The sequence below is a fragment of the Myxococcales bacterium genome (assembly GCA_016716835.1).
Classification (GTDB): Bacteria; Myxococcota_A; Polyangia; order Haliangiales; family Haliangiaceae; genus JADJUW01.
On the sequence record JADJUW010000002.1, the window covers coordinates 515,148 to 535,266 of the forward strand.

Consider the following 20,119-nt stretch of genomic DNA (forward strand, 5'->3'; position numbering starts at 1 on the left):
TAAGACGGCAGGGTAATCCTGCTAAGGCAGGCGCAGGCAAGGTGTCGACGCAGGTCGCATGCTGCAATGGCATGTTAGCCAGGGCGCGCCCACGACGCCGCGAGGCGTGCGTAACGTGCGCGCATGCACAAAAAACAAATCGGCGTGTTTGGTAGGAGTTCTTTTGCGGCCATGGCGTTTGCAAGCGCGGCCCTAACCCTGGGCGGCGGCTGCGCGAAAAAGCATGTGTCAATGCCGCATTCGACGTTGGGCAAGGTGGTCATCTACCGCAATGGTGTGGCGTATTATCAGCGTACGGCGCGGCCGGTAAAGGGCAAGCTGACGGTGGCGGTGCCGCGGCGCCTGGTCGACGATTTCCTCAAATCGCTGACCATTCGCGATAAGGCGAGCGGCGCGTCGATTGGTGCCTCGTTTCCGCGCCGCACCGATCATGGCGACGTGGTGCAAATGGAGCTTGCGCTGCCACCCGGCACGCGCGACGTGGTGATGACGTATATCACCGAAGCGCCGGCGTGGAAGCCGAGCTATCGCGTGTCGTTGCCAAAGGAGCCCGGCGACACCACGGTAACGCTCGAGGGCTGGGCGATTGTCGACAATGTCTCAGGCGAAGACTGGAAGCAGGTGCTCGTCGGCGTTGGCTCGAGCGCGGCGATGAGCTTTCGCTACGATTTATGGAGCGTGCACAAAGTCGACCGCGAGCAGCTTGCGACGGGCGAACTGTTTGCCGTCGCGCCGCCAGAGTCGGTCAGTCCGCATCGCGGGATCGACGCGGCCGCTGCGGCGGCAACGCCACAAATCGCCGGTGGCATGCGCGGAGTTGCCAAGGACGAGAAGGGCAAACCGTTGGCAGGGGCGACGGTGATGATTAGATCGCCAGGAGGTGCTGACACTATTTTTATTACCGAAGAGGACGGCACCTACAATGCCACCAATCTTAAGCCAGGCTCTTACACGGTGTCGTTTTACTATAACGACGCAGAAGTAACCCAAACCGGCCAACCTGTTGGATCCGGCAAGACGACGGTTGTGAACCAGGTCATACCGACGAGTCGTGGCGAAGTAATCGTAGTCTCCGGACAAGCTCCGCTGATCGATCTTGGCTCAACGAAATCCGGCATCACGATTTCTGAGGACTATGTGACCAATATTCCCGTGGGCCGATCGTTCAGCGGATCGTCGAGCATCGAGTCACGCTACGTCGTCGACGGCACCAACACCTCGGGCATTGGGTATGGCAGGTTAAGCCGACGCAGTCGCGACGAGACGCCGCGCCCACCAACCGCACAGGAGCTGCTGCGCAAAGAAGCACAAGACATCGCGAGCAACGCGGACGTGGGCTCGCGCGGCGTCAAGCTCATGCAATACGTCGCCTACAAAGCGCAATGCGACGAGCAGACCAAGGCGCAAATCATGCGCGATCACCTAATCGACGTCGGCCTTAATGCGGCCAAGGTGCAAGTCGGTTGCGAAGTGCGTCCCGGCAGCAGCCACCTCGACGTGCAATACGTCGACATCGCCAGCCTTATCGCCGCGGGCAGCGGCGCACCAGCGGCCATGCATGCTGGGCCGCCTATTGGCACCGCACTCTTTATGGCCGCGGCGCCGATGAGCGTCGCCAAGGACACCAGCGCGATGGTGTCGGTGATGCAAGAGACCACCGAGGGCGAGGTCGTCTATCTCTACGACCCAAGCGGCGCCCGCGGCAACCAGGCCTTTGCGTTTCGCGCGGTGCGGCTACGCAACCCAACGGGCGCCATGCTCGAGCGCGGCCCGGTGACCTTTTACGGCAACGGCCAATTTGTCGGCGAAGGCGTCACCGAGCCGATCGCGGGCCATGCGGCCGTCGTCATTCCATTCGCGCTCGATCGGCAAGTGGTCGTCGAGCACGCCGACACGTCGACGTCGGAGATGACGCGCTTTATTGGCGCCGACCGCCACGGCTTTCGCGCCGACATCGCGACCAAGCAGACGGTGGCCTATACGGTAACCAATCGCGGCGGCGAGGCGACCACCGTGTACCTGCGCCATGCCGTGCCTCTCGGCTATGAGCTCGGCAAAGAAGTCGTCGCCGAAAAAGTTGGCGACAACTATCTCATCGCCGTAAAGGTGGAAGCCGGCGCCAGCACCAACATGAAAGTGACGCAAAGCCAAACCTACGCCCGCGGCTATGACTTCTCCGATGCCAGCGCGCTTGGCCTCTTGCGCAGCTACCTCAAGGCGTCGCCGAATGTCGCCGAGGCACCGGCGCTGGCCAAGATCGTCGCGCAAGGTCAGGCGCTTGAGATTCTGGTGGAGGAAATCACCTCGCTGCAGGAGCGCGCCGATGAATGGGCGCAGCGCGAGGCCGAGCTGCGGGCGCAAATCGACAGCTTCCGCGCCGCCAAGGCGGGCGCCTCGATGTTGTCGCAGCTCACCACGCGTCTGGGCTCGGTATCGCGCAAGGCCGGCGAGCTGGCGATTGCCATGGAGCGCGCGCGAGAGAAGCTGCTAGGCGAGCGAATCCGCTTCGTCGAGCTGGTCGCCGAGGCCTCGGCCGAAGCGTCCCCCGCGGTCGCGAGCAAGTAGTCGGCAGCCATCGCTTGCGTTGTCGCGCGTTGGGGTCACTCATTGGCCAAAATTGTCTTTTTATAATGGTGCGTTGCGACCCAAAGTGCTTAATTTCCAAAGCCTGAATTCGCTGGATGTTGAAATCAAGCACTTTGATTTGCATGTGCTTTAGATCAATCGGGTATTTGACGTAGTACGTGACCCCGAGCGGTGGGAAGGGTGAGCGCTTGATCTCCGCGGCGCGCCGGCGCAACATCGCTCGGTCAGCGACCAACCCAACAGCCAGCTTGCCTACTAAGGAGTCATCCACATGCAAAATTCGCTAAAAGGACACGTCGTACTCGTTACCGGCGCCGCCCGCGGCATGGGCGCCGAGCATGTGCGGCAACTGGTGGGCCTTGGCGCACGCGTCGTTGCGACGGACGTGCTCGATGACGAAGGCCAAGCCCTCGTCGCGGGCCTTGGCGATGGGGCGGTCTATCTACATCACGACGTAACCGTCGAGGCCGATTGGGTGGCGGCGGTGGCCAAGGCCGAGGCCACCTTTGGCCCCATCAAGCACTTGGTTAACAACGCCGGCATCGTCACGTTCGGCGCCATCGAGTCCACGGCGCCGGCGGAGTTTCGCCGGACGATCGACGTCAACCTCACAGGGTGTTGGCTTGGCATGCACGTCGCGGTGCCGTCGATCCGCCGCGCCGGTGGCGGCTCAATCGTCAACATCGCCTCGACGGCGGGGTTACAAGGCTACGCCAATCTCGGCGCATACGTCGCCAGCAAGTGGGGCCTGCGCGGCCTTACCAAAGCAGCGGCGCTGGAGCTAGGACCTCTCGGTATACGCGTCAATTCGATCCATCCTGGGCCGATTCGGACGCCCATGATTGCCGGCCTTGATGCGGACGCTCTTGCCGCGACGCAACCGATTGCGCGCGTCGGCGAGCCGGCGGAGGTCACGGCGATGCTGCTCTATTTGTTGGCCGACGCGACCTACTCTACGGGACACGAATTCATCATCGATGGCGGCGCGGTGATCGGCCAAGTGGTGAAAACCCTCGTCGACCAGGGCTGACGCAAACGCCGCTTAGCGCACGACCAGGCAAAGCAAGGTCACCCAGTCGTCCCGAAACGTCAGGGGGCCGCGCTAGCGTGCGCGCCATGACCCAAGCCTCATCGCCGCCGGCCGCTGAGCCGAGGCCGTCTCTGGGCGCGCGCGCCCTTAATCTAATCGAACGCGTCGGCAACAAGTTGCCTGACCCTGCGGTGTTGTTTGTCATCGCGCTCGCTCTGGTATGGGTGATTTCCGCGCTGCTCGATGGCCACAAGTTCGACGTGCCATCTAAGGACGGCGTGGTCGCCAAGGCGGTTGAGAGCCAGCTCAGCGGCAAGGCGATCGCGACGTTTTTGAGCGACATGGTGAAGACCTTCACCAGCTTTCACCCGCTCGGCGTGGTGTTGGTTGCGCTGCTCGGCGTCGGCGTAGCCGAGCACTCGGGCTTTATTAACGCTGGCCTTAAGCGCTTGGTCGCCTTTACGCCCAAGGCACTGCTGACGCCGATGCTCATCTTCGTCGCCATTATTAGTCATACCGCGGCGGATGCTGGCTATGTGCTCGTCATTCCGCTCGGCGCTGCGATCTTCTACGCCGCCGGGCGGCACCCACTCGCGGGCATTGCTGCGGCGTTTGCCGGCGTCTCGGGCGGCTTCTCAGCCAATCCGGTGCCCTCGAGCCTCGATCCAATGTTGCAGGGCATTACGCAGCAGGCCGTTGGCATCTTAGATCCCGCCCGTACCGTCAACCCGCTGTCTAACTGGTTTTTCATGGGCGCTTCGTCGCTATTGATCGTTTTGGTGGGCTGGTACATCACCGACAAAATCATCGAACCACGCCTGCGCAAGGTGCCGGTCGACGCCGACACCAGCGACATTCCATCGATGGGCGACATGTCAGACGCTGAGCGCAAGGGGCTGCGCGCGGGCGCGATTGCGTTCGTACTGGGGCTGATCGCGCTGGTTGCCGTGGTGTGGCCGGCCAGCTCGGCGATGCGCGCGCCTGATGGCGGGCTGACCGCAAGCGCCGCGCCGCTGATGCAGTCGATCGTGCCGCTGATCTTTTTGCTCTTTTTGCTCCCTGGCCTCGCTCACGGCTACGCGTCGGGCACGTTCACCAGCCATCGCGATGTCATCAAGGCAATGGCCAAGGCGATGAGCAGCATGGGTTATTATCTAGTCATGGCGTTCTTCGCCTCACTCTTTATCTATTCGTTCAACAAGAGCCAACTCGGAGCGCTGCTCGCCGTCGAGGGCGCCACTGCCTTGCAAGGCGCCGCGCTACCAGTCTGGGTGACTATCATCGCGCTCATCTTGCTCACCGCTAGCGCAAATTTGCTCATTGGCTCGGCGAGTGCCAAGTGGGCGCTCTTGGCCCCGATCTTCGTGCCCATGCTCATGCAGCTCGGCATTGCCCCCGAGTTTACCCAGGCCGCCTATCGCGTCGGCGACTCGACCACTAACATCATCACACCGCTGATGCCGTATTTTCCGCTCGTCGTCGCGTTCTCGGCCCGGTATGTCAAGAACACCGGGATAGGCACGCTCACGGCGTTGATGCTGCCGTACTCGATGGTGTTTTTGCTGCTGTGGACGATTTTTCTTCTTGGCTTTTGGGTCCTGGGCATCCCGCTTGGCATTGGCGGCGCGTACGTTTATCCGTAACCCGGGCGCGCCCCCGCTTATGGTGTCGGTATACAATGCGGCATGACTACAGGCGACGAGCTACCATCGACTTCATTGCGTGACGATTGGCGGCTCGCGTCGCCACGGCAGCGCAAGTGGCTGCTTGTCTGGCTGGGATCGCTGATCGTAGCGTCGGTGGTCGCGGGCTTTTGGTTGGTCGCGCATCGGCGCGGAGAGCTGGCGCGCACTGCGGCGCACAACAGCGGCCTGATGGGCGAGAACGCCAGCCAAACCGAGCCGGCCCGCACGCCGCCCGCAGGGCATGAGCAAGACATCGCCATGCCGGTAACGGCAGGCATCTACCTCAATCGCGTTCCCACCGTCTCGCTCGCCGAGGGGACATGGAGCGTCGACTTTTATATTTGGTTTAGCTGGGTTGGCGCCGAGCTCGACCCCGGCGAAACCTTTGCGGTTGTCGACGGCGAGATTCTCGGCAAGACGCTGATCGAGCGCGCCGAGCGGCAGGGACGCCAATATGCGCGCTACTACGTCCAGGCGACCATCTCCAAGCCCTTTGATGGCAGCCGTTTTCCGCGCGACGAGCATCTGCTGACCATCGCCATCGAAGATCAGAAGCGGCAGTCGTATCAGCAAGTGTTCGTGCCCGATACCACCGGCACGGTGGTCAGCTCGCGCGTCGCCGTCCATGGCTACGAACTTGGCGCCGCCGATATAAAAGTTCGAGCGCACGGTTACAAGTCGCGGATGGGCGATCCAGGCCTGCCCGACGACTATCGCGCCACTTACTCGCAGCTAGTTTTTGGCGTGATGTTGCAGCGCCATTCGTGGGGGATTTTCTGGCGCCTATTCTTGGCGCTCTATATTTCGGTCGGTCTCGCCTTGCTCGGGCTCTTGCTGCACTCCGTCGGCGAGCGGCTTGCCATGGCGGGCACCGCCCTATTTGTCGCCATCATCAATGCCGAGACCATTGCGCCGCTGGTGCCCGAGACGGCCTCGGCGACCTTTGTCGACATCGTCAATGCGGTCGGCTATGTCGCCATCTGCATCGTCATCGTGCAGGGCATCATCTCGCAACGCTACTTCGCTCCTCGCGCGCAGCGGCGGCACGCGAGCCACCTATTCGACATCTTGACCTTGGCCGTTGTAACGGCCGCATATGTGGGCCTTAACATCGCGGTACTAGCCGCGACGTAAGCCTGCGCCTCACTGCATCGCGGCACTAGGGCTTACGCAGGATCATCAAGTAATCATATTGCCGCGAGGAAATTTCATCGGCGATCGCATCGTCGCTCGCATCGACGATCGGCCGCACCGAGGCAATCTTCTTGATGCCCCGGCGCTGGGCACGTGCGGGCACCCCGAGCGCATGGCAATGGCCGGTACCAGCAAGCACGATGACGCGCCGGTTCTTGTCGAGCCGCAGCCATTTGGTCGCGCCCTCGGCCATGGTCTCATCCCAGATTTCCTGCACCTGATAGTAGCGATGGCCACGCCCCGGCGTCTTGCTGCCTGCCTCATCGGTTGTGTCTGCCTCCGCACCGCCAGTCGTCGGATGGCCCAGGCCCATCATCTGCTGCCAAAACCACGTCTCATGCGCGGGCAAGGCTACGATGGGCGGCAGCTGCGCCTTCTCATCAGCCGACAGCGCCTCGAGCCCATCTCGCACCACGCGCCGGGTCAGCTCGCGCGGCGCATTGAGCGCTAGCAGCTTGATCCTGGTCGCGATCGCGGTGGCGAGGATTGGTTGATAGAAGCCAAAATCGTAGCCCCATCGCGTGGTCCATCCACTGCGGGTTAGAAAGGTGGCGACGTCGATCGCCTTGGCCTCGTAGTCATCGAGTACGCCCTGAAACGGCGCCTGCACCATTTCCAGCCCAAGCGCGAGGCTGCCCGGAATTGCGCCAATGCTGAGGTTCTTCACCAACTCGCGCTGCGCCCAGTGATGGCGGACGTCATCGTGTTCTTCACCAATGCACACCAGTTGTACCGAGCTAAGCTGCGCGAAAGCGGTCGGTGTGTCGATGCTGCGACCCGTCTTGCCGTCGATGAATGCATAGCTCATCGCGGCTTTCTCGAATTGCTCCGGCGTGATCGGCGGCGCGGCCGCCTTGGCCGGTTGGGTTGCCTTTGCCGCGGCCTTGGGCTCGCCGGCGACAGGCGTGGCGGTGGGTAGTCGCGCGCCATCCGCTGCTGGCTCGGCCGCCGCCGACGCAGTTGGCGCCGGACCTCGGGCCGCAGGGCGCGAGCCAACCATCGATTTGCAGCCGAGCAAGCCGCTCGCAAGCGCGCACAAAGAAATGGCAGTTATCGTCGGGCGCGGCATAGGCTTTTATTCTACGCTGCCCGCGCGCGCGCTGCACGCTACATGCGCGAACCACAATGTCGGACACCTACCACCTCAACGCCGACCCCACGTGGTTGACCACGACGCCGGGCGTAGGGGGACAAATCAAGACCTCACCCGAGGACTTTGTGGTTATAGAAGAAGGCGGGCCCGAGGCCAGCGGGCGCGGCGATCACTGGCTGGTGCGCGTGCAAAAGCGCAATGTCACCACGCCCTTTGCCATGAAGCAGCTCGCGCGCGCCCTCGACATCTCCGATCGCGACATTGGCTACGCGGGGATGAAAGACAAGCTCGCGCTCACCACCCAGCAGCTAACGCTCCCTGCCAAGTCAGTGACCGCCGCGCAATTGGCGGCTATCCGTATTCCGGACATCGAGGTGCTCGATGCCAAGCTGCATAGCACCAAGCTCCGGCTCGGCCACCTGGCGGGTAATCGCTTCGTCATCGCGGTGCGCGGCCTGGCCGACGCGGACGCCGCGCTCGCGCACGCCTCGCGCGCGCTTGCCGAGCTGGCCGCGCCGCCGGGCGTGCCTAATTGGTTTGGCGGGCAGCGCTTTGGCAGCGACCTCGATAATCATATCGTCGCGCGCGACATGTTAACCGGCGCGCTGCCGTGGCCGCTCGATCGGCGCAAGGCGCGCTTTTTTGCGTCGTCGCTGCAGTCGCATTGGTTCAACGCGTGGCTGCGCGCGCGCCTTGCCGATGGCCTCTTCGCCACGGTGCTTGGCGGCGACTGGCTCAAAAAGCATGCGGGCGGCCAGTTTACCGCGGAGGATGCCATCGCCGAAACGGCGCGGCTGCGTGGCGACGAGCTGGCAATTATGGGGCCGATGTTTGGTGCCGAGATGCGCCCCTCACCGCCAGGGAGCGACGCCGCGGGGCGCGAAGCGGCCATTCTCGCCGCCGCCGACGTGACGCCAACGAACCTGCTCGCCATGGCCCGGCATGCGCCGGGCGCGCGTCGCCCCTCCTCGTTTGCGCTGCGCCAAGCGAGCGCTCGCCACCTCGCACCCGATGCGATCGAACTTTCGTTTTGGTTGCCTAGCGGGGCCTATGCCACCGTGGTAATGGCCGAGGTGCAGAAGCCGGCGCGCGCCGCCCTGGACTCGCTGCGAGGAGAATCCAACGATGAGTCAAACGCGTGACTACGGGGCGCTCAGCCCTATTGACCTGTATTTCGCCAACACACCAAATGGACAAAAGATTGTCATTGGGTGCGAGGAAATGGGCGTAACCTACAAGCTGCACCGGATTAGCTTTGCCAACAAAGACCAGTTCACGCCCGAGTTTTTGGCGATCAGTCCGAACAATAAGATTCCCGCCATTGTCGACCCCACCGGGCCAGATGGCGCGCCCTTGGCGTTGTTCGAATCGGGCGCGATTCTGCAATATCTCGGCAACAAGACCGGGCTTTATTACCCAACCGCAGCGCGCGCGCGCGCGACTTGCGAGCAGTGGCTCTACTGGCAGATGGCGGGGCTGGGGCCCATGTCCGGGCAAGCGATGCATTTCGTTAAGTTCGCGCCCGAACGCGTGCCTTATGGCATCGAGCGCTACACGACTGAAGTGCGGCGGCTCTACGGCGTGCTCAACCAACAACTAGGGGGCCACGAATTTATCGCGGGCGATTATTCGATCGCAGACATCGCGGCCTATCCATGGGTGGTGCCCCACGCCGCCATTGGGCTCGACCTAGCGGATTTTCCGCACATCGCGCGTTGGCTCGGCGAGCTTGGCCGTCGCCCCGCCGTGGCACGCGGCATGTCCATGTAGGTAACTGCGCACAGCCACAGCCTGGCAAAATTGTCGCGATTGCTTGGAAGCCGTGGCGCCATGCGCCTTGGCTCTAACAATCTCAAGTAGAATAGATCTCGATGAGTCGCCGAGTAACGCGAGCGCCAATTGCCACGCCGGCCGCCTTGTATTTCATGGCTGCGATGATAACCGCGGCCTTTGCGGTTTCGCCGACGTCCAGCTGGGCTCAACCGCAGGCGCCGTACGACCCAGCGGTCGCGTTGCAGACGCTTGAGTTGCCGCCCGGCCCGCGGTCGTTTTGTCCGTCGACGACGGCCCTGTCGCGGCACCCAAACAGCTTAGCGTTGATGTCCTGGTGACCTATCTGACCAATCCGTTGGTCGTCTACACCTTGCGCGATGGCGAATTGGCCAAGGAACGCGCCGTGGTTGTCGAATCGATCGCCGCGGGTGAGTTGACATTTGCGTATGGCGTGGCGCGGCGACTGCAGCTTGGCGCGGCGTTGCCGATCACCTTCTCGATGCGCGGGCAGGGCCTCTCTCCAAACGACGCGAGGCCGTTGCCGGGGGGGCTCAGCATCTCTGGGCTGGGCGACGCCCGCCTTGAAGCCAAGTATCAATTGGTGCACAAGCATCACTTTGCGATTGCGGGCGCCGCCGGCCTTGGCGCGCCGAGCAGCTTTGGCAATGGCGACTCCGAATTCTTGGGCGATAACTTCGTCAGCGGTCGCGTTCGGCTAGGCATGCACTGGTCGAGCCGAGGCGGCGGCTTTATCATCGGTGCCCACGGCGGATTTATCGGGCGCAAGACGCGCGAGATCTACGCGGTGCGCGTTGGCTCGCAATTTACCTGGGCGGCCGGGGTGGCCTTTCGCATCACAGATCAATTTTCCCTATTTGGCGAAGGCTTTGGCCGCACCGATTTGGATCTGAATTATGAAAATTCCCCCATCGAGGCCGGTGGCGGCCTGCGGCTGCGCATGGGCACGTCGCTGACGTTTAGCGCCGGCGGCAGCACGGGCGTTTACGGCGGCATCGGCGCGCCCGACCTGCGGGTGTTTACCTCGCTAGGGTGGGCGCCAGATACGGGCGATCGCGACGGCGACGGCGTGCCAAATGCCATCGACAAGTGCGTCAGCCTGGCGGAAGACTTCGACGGCTTTAAGGACAGCGATGGTTGTCCCGATCCGGACAACGACGGCGACCTCAAGCTCGATGGCACCGACAAATGCCCCACCGATGCCGAGGATAGCGACGGCTACCAAGACGAAGATGGCTGCCCCGATCCGGACAACGACGGCGACGGCATCATGGATCGCGACGATCAATGCGTCGACGAAAAAGAAGACGGCAAGGTGCCGCACACCAAGGATGGTTGTCCGTTTGACAAGCGCGACACCGACAGCGACATGCTGCCCGACTATCTCGATGCGTGCCCTGATCAAGAGGAAGACATGGACGGGTTCGAGGACGCCGACGGCTGCCCTGAGCTCGACAACGACAAAGACGGCATCGACGATGTCGACGATGGCTGCCCGCTGTGTCCCGAGGATGCCGATGGCGTCAATGACGGCGACGGCTGCCCTGAGCTAGACAACGACGGCGACGGCGTCATCGACGCCAAGGACATGTGTGACGGCGAGGCCGAGACGGTCAATGGCATCGACGACTTTGACGGCTGTGCTGATGAAGGCGGCGCCGAGTTGGCGAGCTTTGATGGGAGCCGCATCATCCTGGTGCGCACGCCCGAATTTGCCAAGACCTCGCTTGGCCGTGTCGGCGCTTTGGTGATGGATCAGGTCGCGCTCATCATGGTGCGCGAGCATACCGTGACCAAATGGACCATTGCGGTCTCGACGCGCAGCAAGGTAGACGCCGAAAACGTGGCCAGGCGCTGGTCGAGCATCTCGCGGCGCGCGGCGTGCCGGCAACGCGGCTTTCGGTGGTGGCCGCGGCAGGTGCCGATCAGGTCGGCATCCTCGCACGCGAAAAAAATGAACCCGTCGAGGGCGCCGTGCCGACATACTGCCCCGCGGAGCTGCAGGTTAAGCCTCAGGCGCAGCCCGTAGCGCCGGTGGGGGGGCAGCCCGTCACGCCTGCGCCCGTGCCATAGGCGGCTGCCTTAAGGACACGCTCGTCGGGCCGCCCAACATTGTCGGTGCGCGGCGCGCGGCGCGTGGTACAACCCGCGCATGCAAGGCAAGGCGCGCGAGGTCCTCGATGCACGTTGCGCGTCAGGGGGCGTCGGGTTGCTCGTCGCCGGATGCCTCGCGCTGGCGTCGTCGGGGTGTCCCGCACCGGCGGGTGGTGACCCGGATGCGGCCTTGCCCGACGCGCCCGTAGTGCCGCCACGCGAGCCCATCTTTGATGCCTATGGCAGCCCGTCGGCGTTTGACGTCGCGACGTGGAATATCGAAGGCTTTCCCAAGAGCGCCTCAACGGTGGCTATCGCCAGCGTCACCAATTTTGACGCCCTCATGGAGGGGCTGCCTGACTACGAGGCGGTGTTATCGACCCATCGCTACGCGCCAAATTCCTATCAAAAAACTGGGCTCATCGCGCGCAAAGACGTCATCACAATTCGAGGCAGTGAGCTCATCTTGGTCGACCAGTCGGCGTCCATGCCGCGGCCGCCTTTGCGCGTTGCGCTGACCTATAACGGCCCCGATGGCGCCTTTGAATTTGACGCCATCATCATTCATCTCAAGGCTGGTTTTACGGCGCAAGATCGGCAGCAACGCGAAACCTCGATCTCGCTGCTCGATATCTATATTCGCGACCGTCTTGACGCGAATGCGAACGATCGCATCGTGCTGCTTGGCGATTTCAACACCGATCCATCGGAGTCGAGCGGCGATGAAATTCTCGCCCCCATTACCGACGGCAGCGAGCTTTATCAGTTTCCCACCAAGGCCCCCGCCGAAGCCGGCGACTACTCGTTTTTGCCGTCCCAGGCGATGCTAGACCACGTCGTATTCGCCGGCGATTTCGCCGCGGGGGCCACGGCCCAAGTGGCAGAGATCGACGACCAGTTTATTAACTTCGAAGACACCGTTAGCGATCATCGCCCCGTCGTCGCCGGCTTTGCGCCGTAGCGGTAGGACAGGCTACCGGCAGGTGGGCGCTCCCCCCTTAGGAGAATCCAAGCAGTCGGCCGCCTTGGTAAACGGCAAAGCTCGCCAGCCACGCCATGCCCGTCATATACAGCAGAACAAACATCGGCCAGCGATAGCCTTGGGTCTCGCGCTTGAGCACCGCCAGCGTTGAGATGCATTGCATGGCGAGCGCAAAAAACACCATCAGGCTGATGCCGACCAGCGGCGTAAACAACTTCGAGCCATCCTCGCGGCGCTCGGCGTGCATCGCGTCGCGCAGCGAGGTGCTGTGCTCATCGACCTCGCCGCCGACGCTGTAGACGACGCCCATCGTCGAGACAAACACCTCGCGCGCCGCAAACGCGCCGAGCAGGCCGACGCCGATCTTCCAATCAAAGCCGAGCGGCTCGATCGCCGGCTCGATGAAGTGTCCGAGCCGACCAGCATAGCTGTGGCGCAGCTGATAGCTCTGGGCGTACGCCGCAGGATCGAGATTGACCGGCATGACCGACGCGGGCGGGGCCTCAAGCGAAGGCGGCACGTCGCTACGTGGGAACGTCAGCAGCACCCACAGCCCAATCGTGCATGCAAAGATAACGGTACCCGCCTCGGTGAGAAACATGCGCGATCGCTCCCACATCTGGCGCAGCACGTCGCGCAGCCCTGGCATTCGATAGGGCGGCAGCTCGATGATAAAGGGCAGCCGCTTGGCCCGCAGCGGTTTTACCGTGCGCGACAAGACGAAGGCCGCCAGCAGCGACATCACGATCGAAAACAAATACATCGCCACCATCAGCAGCGACTGGGTGAATTTTTGCCCGACGAAGAGCGCGCCAATAATAAGGCTATAGACCGGCAGCCGGGCCGAGCAGGTCATGAGCGGAATCACCGCCATGGTGAGAATGCGGTCGCGTTGGCGTTCCATGGTGCGTGTCGCCATGATCGCGGGCACCGCGCAGGCAAAACCCGACAGCATCGGCACGAACGCCTTGCCGTGCAGGTTCATCGTGCGCATCACGCGATCCATCAGATACGCGACGCGCGCGAGATAGCCCGAGTCTTCGAGCACGCCGAGAAACAGAAACAGCAGCAGAATCTGCGGCAGAAACACCAAGACCGAACCAACGCCGCCAATCACCGCGTCGACGACGAAGTCCGCCGCAAGCCCTTGGCCCATCGCCGCGCGCACTGCGTCGCCGAGCATGGCCTGGCCGCCCTCGATGGTCGCGATCGCCGGATCGGCCCATGCAAAGAGCGACATGAACACGACAAACATGATGGCAATGAAGACCGCCATGCCGGCGAAGCGATTGAGCAGCACCGCGTCGATGCGATCGGCGCGCGTCTGCACGCGCGTTGGGGGCGCGACAAAGAGAGGCGCCAAGTTGGCGTCGAGCCATGCCCATCGCGCCTGCGCCACTTCGCCATCGATCGCAGGGCCATGCGCGGCGTGGGACGTGACCGCGGCCAGCAAGGGCGGCGAGACATGGCGCAGCCTATCGGCATCGGCGTCGTGGTCGTTGTCGACGCTTTGCAGGGCCCAGAGCGCCATCGCCCGCGCGTCGCGAGCGGAGGCGAGCGAGGTGGGCAAGTGCGGCACGACGTCGTCAATCATGGCCGCGAGCGCGGGCGACGGCTGCCAACGCCACTTCGGCTCCGGTGGCGGCTCGCCCGCGACGCGCACCATCGCGCGGGTTAACGTATCGAGGCCGCGGCCTTCGCGCGCCGCGACGGCAATCACCTCGCAGCCAAGCGCCGCAGCGATTGCGCGCGTATCAGGGACGTGCGCCGCCTCGTCGGCGAGCGTGAGCGCGACCACGATGGGGACGCCAAATTCCTGCAGCTGCATCGCGAAATACAAGCCCCGCAGCGCCTGGCTGGTCTCAACGCAAACCACCACGGCAGCGGGCGGCGCGCTGCCAAGGCCCAAGATACGCTCGATGGCGATTTGCTCTTCGCCGGTGCGCGCCACCAAGCTATAGGTGCCGGGAATGTCGACCAATTCGAGTTCGGGATGGCCGCGCAAGTCGGCGCGGCGCTCCTCGACCGTGATGCCGGGGTAGTTGCCGATGCGGACGCGCTTGCCGGTCAGCGCCTGAAACAGCGTGGACTTCCCCGAGTTGGGGTTGCCGGCAATGGCTATGGCCCGAGTCACGTCGCGCTCATCTCGACAATGATATTTTTCGCCTCGACGCGCCGCACCGAGAGGCGGGTCTTGCGCGCCTCAAATTCGATCGGGCAGCCGAGCGGCGCAATATGTGCCACACAAATTTCTGTGCCCGGCACGATGCCCATTTCCAGCAGCCGGCGACGAAACGTCCGCGCGCCGTGGATCGCCACCACCTTCATCGCCTGGTAGGGCTTTGCGTCGGCGAGCGAATTCATGTAGGCACACTAGCATAATGAAAATTGTTTTCAAGTTGGCGTCTAGGCTATAGGGTACGGATATCATTGCTGATTCGGCCGAGATCGGGGGCGCCCTAGGCAAAGTGTCGCGCCTACGGCCGATTGTGAGTATCCTTAATAGAGGAGGACGGAGCCACCGAGCCATTTCCGCGACGACATGACCACGCAAGCCCAGACCCTGCTGTTATCTCAGGGCTACGAGCCGATCAAAATTATCTCGTGGCAGCGCGCCATCACGTTGTTTTTTCTCGGCAAGGTCGAGGTCGTCGAGGAATACGACGCCGACATTCGCTCGGTGAGCTTGGTGATCAAGGTGCCCGCGGTGGTGCGCCTGCTCAAGGCGTTTCGTCGGCCGAATCGCCCCGTGCGCTTCTCGCGCGTTAACATTTACGCGCGCGACGGCTACAAATGCCAATACTGCGGCGTGCGCGCGGGCCTCCGCGAGTTGACCTACGACCACGTGGTGCCGCGCTCGCGCGGTGGCGTCACCGATTGGGAAAACATCGTGACGTGCTGCTATCGCTGCAATCGCGACAAAGGAGGCCGCACGCCCAAGGAGGCCGGCATGGCGCTTTTGTCAACGCCGCGCCAACCCGCATGGGTGCCCGCGGTATCTATCCGGGTCAGCCTGCGTTCGGTGCCAGATGCGTGGCGCGACTACCTGTATTGGACGTCCGCGCTTGATACCGACGAGTGAGCCGGTATGGTCATAACATGACCAAGTGGGCCGCGCCAATCTCGCAGATCGTTACGCCCCTGGAGGCCGTGGTCGCGGCGGCGCTATCGCAGGCGAGGGTGCTCGGCATCAACGAGCGAACGCTCGACGCGCACCAACCCTTGGTAGTCGCGCTCGCGTATGCGGCGACTGAGCTCGAAGTGGTGCGCCATCTTGTGACGGCACATGGCGCGCTAAGTGGCGCCGCGCGCATGGCCGAGGGCGATAGGCGCGACTTGGCGCAAGGGTATCGGGTGGCGATCGCCCGCGTGGCACGGCGCAGCCGCGATCGTTTGCACGCCGTGGCGTATGAACTCGGCGACGAGGCGAAGCTGGGCACGGCGCTGGCCGCGGTGACGGCGCCAGCCTTCGGCCAGGCGTTGCAACAGCTCGCCTCACACGCCGAGCTCACGAGCTTTGGCGAGCGCATCATCGCGCGCCGCGGTCAGGTGCCCGCGCACGACGACGAGACCACCGGCGACGTGCGGGCCTCGGTGCGGCAGTTTGCCAACAAGACCGTCGCGCCGATCGCCGCGCAACTCCATTTACAAGACCTCCTGGTGCCGGACGCGTTGCTAAGCGCCATGGCCGAGCTTGGTTATTTTGGCCTCTCGGTACCCGAGCGCTTCGGCGGCAATGAAATGGGTCATTTGGCGATGATCGTCACCACCGAGGAACTCTCGCGTGGCTCGCTTGCCGGCGGCGGCTCGCTGATCACGCGGCCCGAGATTCTTGCCAAGGCGCTGGTGCACGGCGGCAGCGCGGCGCAACAAGCAACCTGGTTGCCGCTAATTGCCAGCGGCAAAAAGATGGTCGCTATCTCCGTCACCGAGCCCGACATTGGCTCGGACGTCGCGTCGCTGCGCTGCCGCGCTGAGGCGACCACGGTCGAGGGCGTCGCGGGTTATTCAATTAGCGGCGCCAAGGCGTGGTGCACGTTTGCCGGGCGCGCCGATATCATCGCGCTGCTGGCGCGCACCGATGCCGACGCCAGCAAGGGCGCCAAGGGCCTATCGCTGTTCATCGTCGAGAAACCGCCGTTTGCTGGCCACGCCTTCGAGCTGGCGCAACCGGGTGGCGGCACCTTGCACGGCCAGGCGGACCACACGCCGGGCTATCGCGGCATGCATTCGTTTTCGCTCGCATTTGACAAGTGGTTCGTGCCGGCGACGCATCTGGTTGGCGAGGCCGCCGGCGTCGGCCGCGGCTTTTACTTGCAGATGGCCGGCTTTGCGGCGGGTCGCTTGCAAACTGGTGGTCGCGCCTGCGGCCTCATGCAGGCGGCGCTTGAAGCTACCTGCGGCTACGTTGCGGATCGCGCCCAATTTGGCCAGCCGCTCGCAACCTTTGGCTTGACGCAGGCATCCATCGCCGAAATGGCGAGCAGCCTGATTGCGGCGCGCGCCATCACCTATGTAGCGGCGCAGGCCATGGACGTCGATGAGCGCGCCGCCTCGATCTTGGCCGCGGGGGCCAAGCTCTTTGCCTGCGATGCCGCGGTCGAGTGCACCCAAATGGGCCAAGTCCTCCACGGCGGCTGGGGGTATGCCGAGGAATACGCGATTAGCCGCCACGTCGCCGATGCGCTAGTGCTGCCGATCTTTGAGGGCGTGCGCCCAGTGCTGATTCTCAAGGTCATCGCGCGCGGGCTATTTTCCGCGGCATAGATCGCAGCCGCCATGTAGGTATATATGCGCCAGCGAGGCCGTGCGCTGTTGCACAGCGCGAGCACGCGGCCACGCGCGCCACTTCCCGCTGCCAGTTTATGCGCGTATTATCAACTAATGCCGAGGTTTTTTGCGATGTCGTCACGCGCACGCGTTGGTGGGGCCACACCTGGCGCCGCGGCGAGTTGGCCGGTGTGGCTGGTCGGGTGCTTGCTCACGCTCGCTGGTTCGCTCGGCGCCACGCCCGCCGCCGCCGATACCGAGGTCAAGCCGTACGTTTTGCTCATCGTCGATACCTCGGGCTCGATGGGCTCTTCAACCAATGCCGGCGTCGCAAGTTGTCCGGGCAGCTCCAGCAGCAAGCTGGATCACGCGAAGTGCGCGATCCAGCGCGTTGCGTATAGCTACGCTGAAATGATTTTGGGTCTTGGCATTTATCGCCAGGCGCCAACGGGCTCGGGCAATCAAACCTGCGGCAATGCGCCGAACACGCAGAGCTGTCCTTCAAAAAATGTGGTGTGTAACGCCAACGGCAACCTCGGCGATTCACTCGACGTCTTGGTGCCGCTGTACGACGGCAACACCGGCGGCGTGGTCTCGTTTAACAACATGTCGTGTAGCGGCGGATGCACCAATGGCGCCGCCGACCCCGAAATCATCGCCTCTGGCGGCACCCCGATTGGCGGATCGATCGTCGGCGCGAAGCGCTACTACCAGGGCCTTGACTCGCCCAACTTCGGCCCTTACGCCACGGGGCTCGGCGCTGATCCGATTCGCAACGACCCGCTCAAGAACGTCTTCGTCGGCGGCGAGCAATGCCGCCCATACCTCGTAATTCAGCTTACCGACGGCGGGGAAACGTGTGGCGGCAGCGCGCCTGCGGCGGCGACGTCGCTGCTCACAACCGTGGTCGACGGCCTGACCTATCGCATCGAGACCCGCGCCATCGGCTTTGGCATTGCCGCCGGCGACGCCGCCATCGAGGCGCTGGCACAGGCCGGGGGACGCCCCAATGTGCCGGGGGAAAACGAGGGCTACTACGCCGCCAACGAGGAAGAGCTGCAGATCGCCATCTCTGATATCGTCGCTGAGTCGATCAAGTACGAGCTGTGCAACGGCGCTGACGATGACTGCGACACGCTCATCGACGAAGACTTCACCAACCTCGGTGACGCCTGCTTTGATAACGGCATTGGTGTGTGCCGCGGCTCGGGTGTGCTTGTCTGCAACGCGGGCGAGACCGGCACCACCTGCCAGGTCACCAATCCTGGCGATTCGCCCTCGACAGAAATTTGCGACGGCCTCGACAATGATTGCGACACCCTGATCGACGAAGGCAACGTCTGTGGCGGCTGCACCAACGTCGAGGTCTGCAACAACCTCGACGACGACTGCGACGGGGTCGTCGACGACAATCTTACGCGCACCTGCGGCAGCGACGTTGGCGTGTGCGTGAAGGGCACCGAGACGTGCGTCGCCGGCGTGTGGGTCGGCTGCGACGACGTCGGGCCGCAGACCGAGATTTGTGACTCGCTCGACAACAACTGCGACGGCCTCACCGACGGCTTCGCGCAAAGCTGCTCGGATTTGCCCGGTGGCAACCCCAATATTGGCATCTGTCATCCTGGGACGCAGATTTGCCCCGCCAATGGCGACGGCAACTTTTTGCCATGCACCGGCGAGGTCGTGCCGCAAACCGAGGTTTGCGACCTTCTCGACAATGATTGCGATGGCTTCGTCGATGAAGACACCGGCGGCAACGCCTGCGATGCCGCCTGCGGCGTTGGCGTGACCGTTTGCGTCGCGGGGCAAATCCAATGCCCAGATGGGCAGGCGGGTGTTGAGACGTGCAATGGCTTTGACGACGACTGCGATGGGGTAATCGACGACGGCACGTTTGGCGGTGGCGCCTGCAACCAAGGCGGCACCATCTGCAATGGCGTGCTCGAATGCCTCAACGGCGGCCTTGTGTGTGAAGGGCCGCCGGTGGGCGTCGAGATTTGTAATTGCGAGGATGACGATTGCGATGGCAGCATCGACGAAAACCCCGGCAGCCTGTGCAGCGGTGGCTCGCAATGCGTGCAGTGCGAATGCGCCTTTGTATGCGCTCCGGGCGAGTTCCCGTGCCCGCTCGGCCGTAGCTGCATCGATGGTTTTTGCATCACCGATCTGTGTTTTGACGTCGTCTGCGAACCGCTGCCCGGCGGCGATGCGACCACCTGTGTCGAAGGCACCTGCCTGCGCGCCTGCGACATTACGCCATGCAGTGCCGGCACGGTTTGCGTGCCCGAGCTTGGCGAATGCCGCTTCGATGATTGCCGCACCTTCCCCGAGCGCTGCGACGCGACGGACACCTGCGTTGCCGGCGAATGCATCGATAATCCGTGTGCCGGCGTCACCTGCGAGGGCGGCGAGTACTGCAGCGGCGGCGATTGCGTCGACTCCTGCGCCGGCGTGGCATGCGGCACCGGCCGCCGTTGCGAGCTCGGAGTTTGCGTTGAGGATCCTTGCGGCGGCCCCTGCATCACCGGTGAGGTGTGCAATGCCGCAGCCGGCGTGTGCGTCGGAAATCTTTGCGCCGAAGGCTTTATGTGCGACGTCGGCCTGGCCTGCAATCCGCTTAACGGCCTGTGCGAACCGGATGTCTGTGCGACGGTCGCCTGCCCAAGCGAGGAGCAGGTCTGCGTGCAAGGAAGTTGCTATTTTCCAGCCGACGTCGCGCCGGCGTCGCAACGCGTGACCGTTGCCGGCAAGGGCTGTTCGGCGCAAACCGGGGCAGGCGCAGGCTGGCTGCTGCTTGCCCTCGCGGCGTTGACGCTGCAACGCCGGCGCCGCGCCGCTAAGGAGGTCGCGTAATGTCTGCCGGACCTGACCGCGGTCCGTTGGTAGGCGGTGCG

General features: G+C 63.5%; 15 protein-coding genes. 12 read left to right on the forward strand and 3 right to left on the reverse strand.

All coding sequences use genetic code 11. The annotated features are described in order from the left end of the window. Positions 1 to 123 precede the first annotated feature (123 nt). The 4 genes from IPL79_17045 (at position 124) to IPL79_17060 (ending at position 6,435) form a co-directional block, all read left to right on the forward strand. Complete coding sequence (locus IPL79_17045) at positions 124 to 2,565, forward strand: carboxypeptidase regulatory-like domain-containing protein (GenBank protein ID MBK9072685.1); 2,442 nt, start codon at positions 124 to 126, stop codon at positions 2,563 to 2,565. A 292-nt stretch (positions 2,566 to 2,857) separates the two neighbouring features. Beyond that, complete coding sequence (locus tag IPL79_17050; GenBank protein ID MBK9072686.1) at positions 2,858 to 3,616, forward strand: SDR family oxidoreductase; 759 nt, start codon at positions 2,858 to 2,860, stop codon at positions 3,614 to 3,616. 86 nt (positions 3,617 to 3,702) lie between these two features. After that, a complete protein-coding gene (locus tag IPL79_17055) occupies positions 3,703 to 5,259 on the forward strand; it encodes an AbgT family transporter (GenBank protein ID MBK9072687.1) in 1,557 nt (518 codons plus the stop codon). Between the two features lie 42 nt (positions 5,260 to 5,301). Next, positions 5,302 to 6,435, forward strand: coding sequence for a hypothetical protein (locus tag IPL79_17060; GenBank protein MBK9072688.1), 1,134 nt, complete (start codon positions 5,302 to 5,304; stop codon positions 6,433 to 6,435). A 25-nt stretch (positions 6,436 to 6,460) separates the two neighbouring features. Here IPL79_17060 and IPL79_17065 read toward each other — a convergent pair whose 3' ends face one another. Then, positions 6,461 to 7,564 (reverse strand): ChaN family lipoprotein, encoded by a 1,104-nt coding sequence (locus tag IPL79_17065; protein ID MBK9072689.1) that lies wholly within the window; start codon positions 7,562 to 7,564, stop codon positions 6,461 to 6,463. A 56-nt stretch (positions 7,565 to 7,620) separates the two neighbouring features. On the opposite strand from IPL79_17065, the gene IPL79_17070 reads away from it, so the two are divergent. From IPL79_17070 to IPL79_17090, 5 genes are all read left to right on the forward strand, one after another. Beyond that, positions 7,621 to 8,730 (forward strand): tRNA pseudouridine(13) synthase TruD, encoded by a 1,110-nt coding sequence (locus tag IPL79_17070; protein ID MBK9072690.1) that lies wholly within the window; start codon positions 7,621 to 7,623, stop codon positions 8,728 to 8,730. Then, positions 8,714 to 9,358: a glutathione S-transferase N-terminal domain-containing protein gene (locus IPL79_17075; protein MBK9072691.1), complete on the forward strand. Its 645-nt coding sequence runs from the start codon at positions 8,714 to 8,716 to the stop codon at positions 9,356 to 9,358. Before IPL79_17070 ends, IPL79_17075 begins: the two co-directional genes overlap by 17 nt. 101 nt (positions 9,359 to 9,459) lie before the next feature. Further along, positions 9,460 to 9,699 (forward strand): hypothetical protein, encoded by a 240-nt coding sequence (locus tag IPL79_17080; GenBank protein ID MBK9072692.1) that lies wholly within the window; start codon positions 9,460 to 9,462, stop codon positions 9,697 to 9,699. After that, a complete protein-coding gene (locus IPL79_17085; protein ID MBK9072693.1) occupies positions 9,696 to 11,408 on the forward strand; it encodes a hypothetical protein in 1,713 nt (570 codons plus the stop codon). Before IPL79_17080 ends, IPL79_17085 begins: the two co-directional genes overlap by 4 nt. Before the next feature lie 123 nt (positions 11,409 to 11,531). Continuing rightward, entirely contained in the window at positions 11,532 to 12,434 is a 903-nt protein-coding gene (locus IPL79_17090) for a hypothetical protein (protein MBK9072694.1), read from the forward strand. A gap of 37 nt (positions 12,435 to 12,471) precedes the next feature. Here the strand turns inward: IPL79_17090 and feoB are convergent, their stop codons facing one another. Further along, positions 12,472 to 14,589: a ferrous iron transport protein B gene (gene feoB / locus IPL79_17095; GenBank protein MBK9072695.1), complete on the reverse strand. Its 2,118-nt coding sequence runs from the start codon at positions 14,587 to 14,589 to the stop codon at positions 12,472 to 12,474. Continuing rightward, positions 14,586 to 14,819, reverse strand: coding sequence for a ferrous iron transport protein A (locus IPL79_17100; protein ID MBK9072696.1), 234 nt, complete (start codon positions 14,817 to 14,819; stop codon positions 14,586 to 14,588). Before IPL79_17100 ends, feoB begins: the two co-directional genes overlap by 4 nt. Before the next feature lie 178 nt (positions 14,820 to 14,997). On the opposite strand from IPL79_17100, the gene IPL79_17105 reads away from it, so the two are divergent. From IPL79_17105 to IPL79_17115, 3 genes are all read left to right on the forward strand, one after another. Then, positions 14,998 to 15,537 (forward strand): HNH endonuclease, encoded by a 540-nt coding sequence (locus tag IPL79_17105; GenBank protein MBK9072697.1) that lies wholly within the window; start codon positions 14,998 to 15,000, stop codon positions 15,535 to 15,537. Positions 15,538 to 15,554: 17 nt separating this feature from the next. Further along, positions 15,555 to 17,222, forward strand: coding sequence for an acyl-CoA/acyl-ACP dehydrogenase (locus IPL79_17110; GenBank protein MBK9072698.1), 1,668 nt, complete (start codon positions 15,555 to 15,557; stop codon positions 17,220 to 17,222). Between the two features lie 135 nt (positions 17,223 to 17,357). Next, positions 17,358 to 20,078 carry a hypothetical protein gene (locus IPL79_17115; GenBank protein MBK9072699.1) on the forward strand — a complete coding sequence of 907 codons (2,721 nt, stop codon included), beginning with the start codon at positions 17,358 to 17,360 and terminating at the stop codon, positions 20,076 to 20,078. Positions 20,079 to 20,119 lie beyond the last annotated feature (41 nt).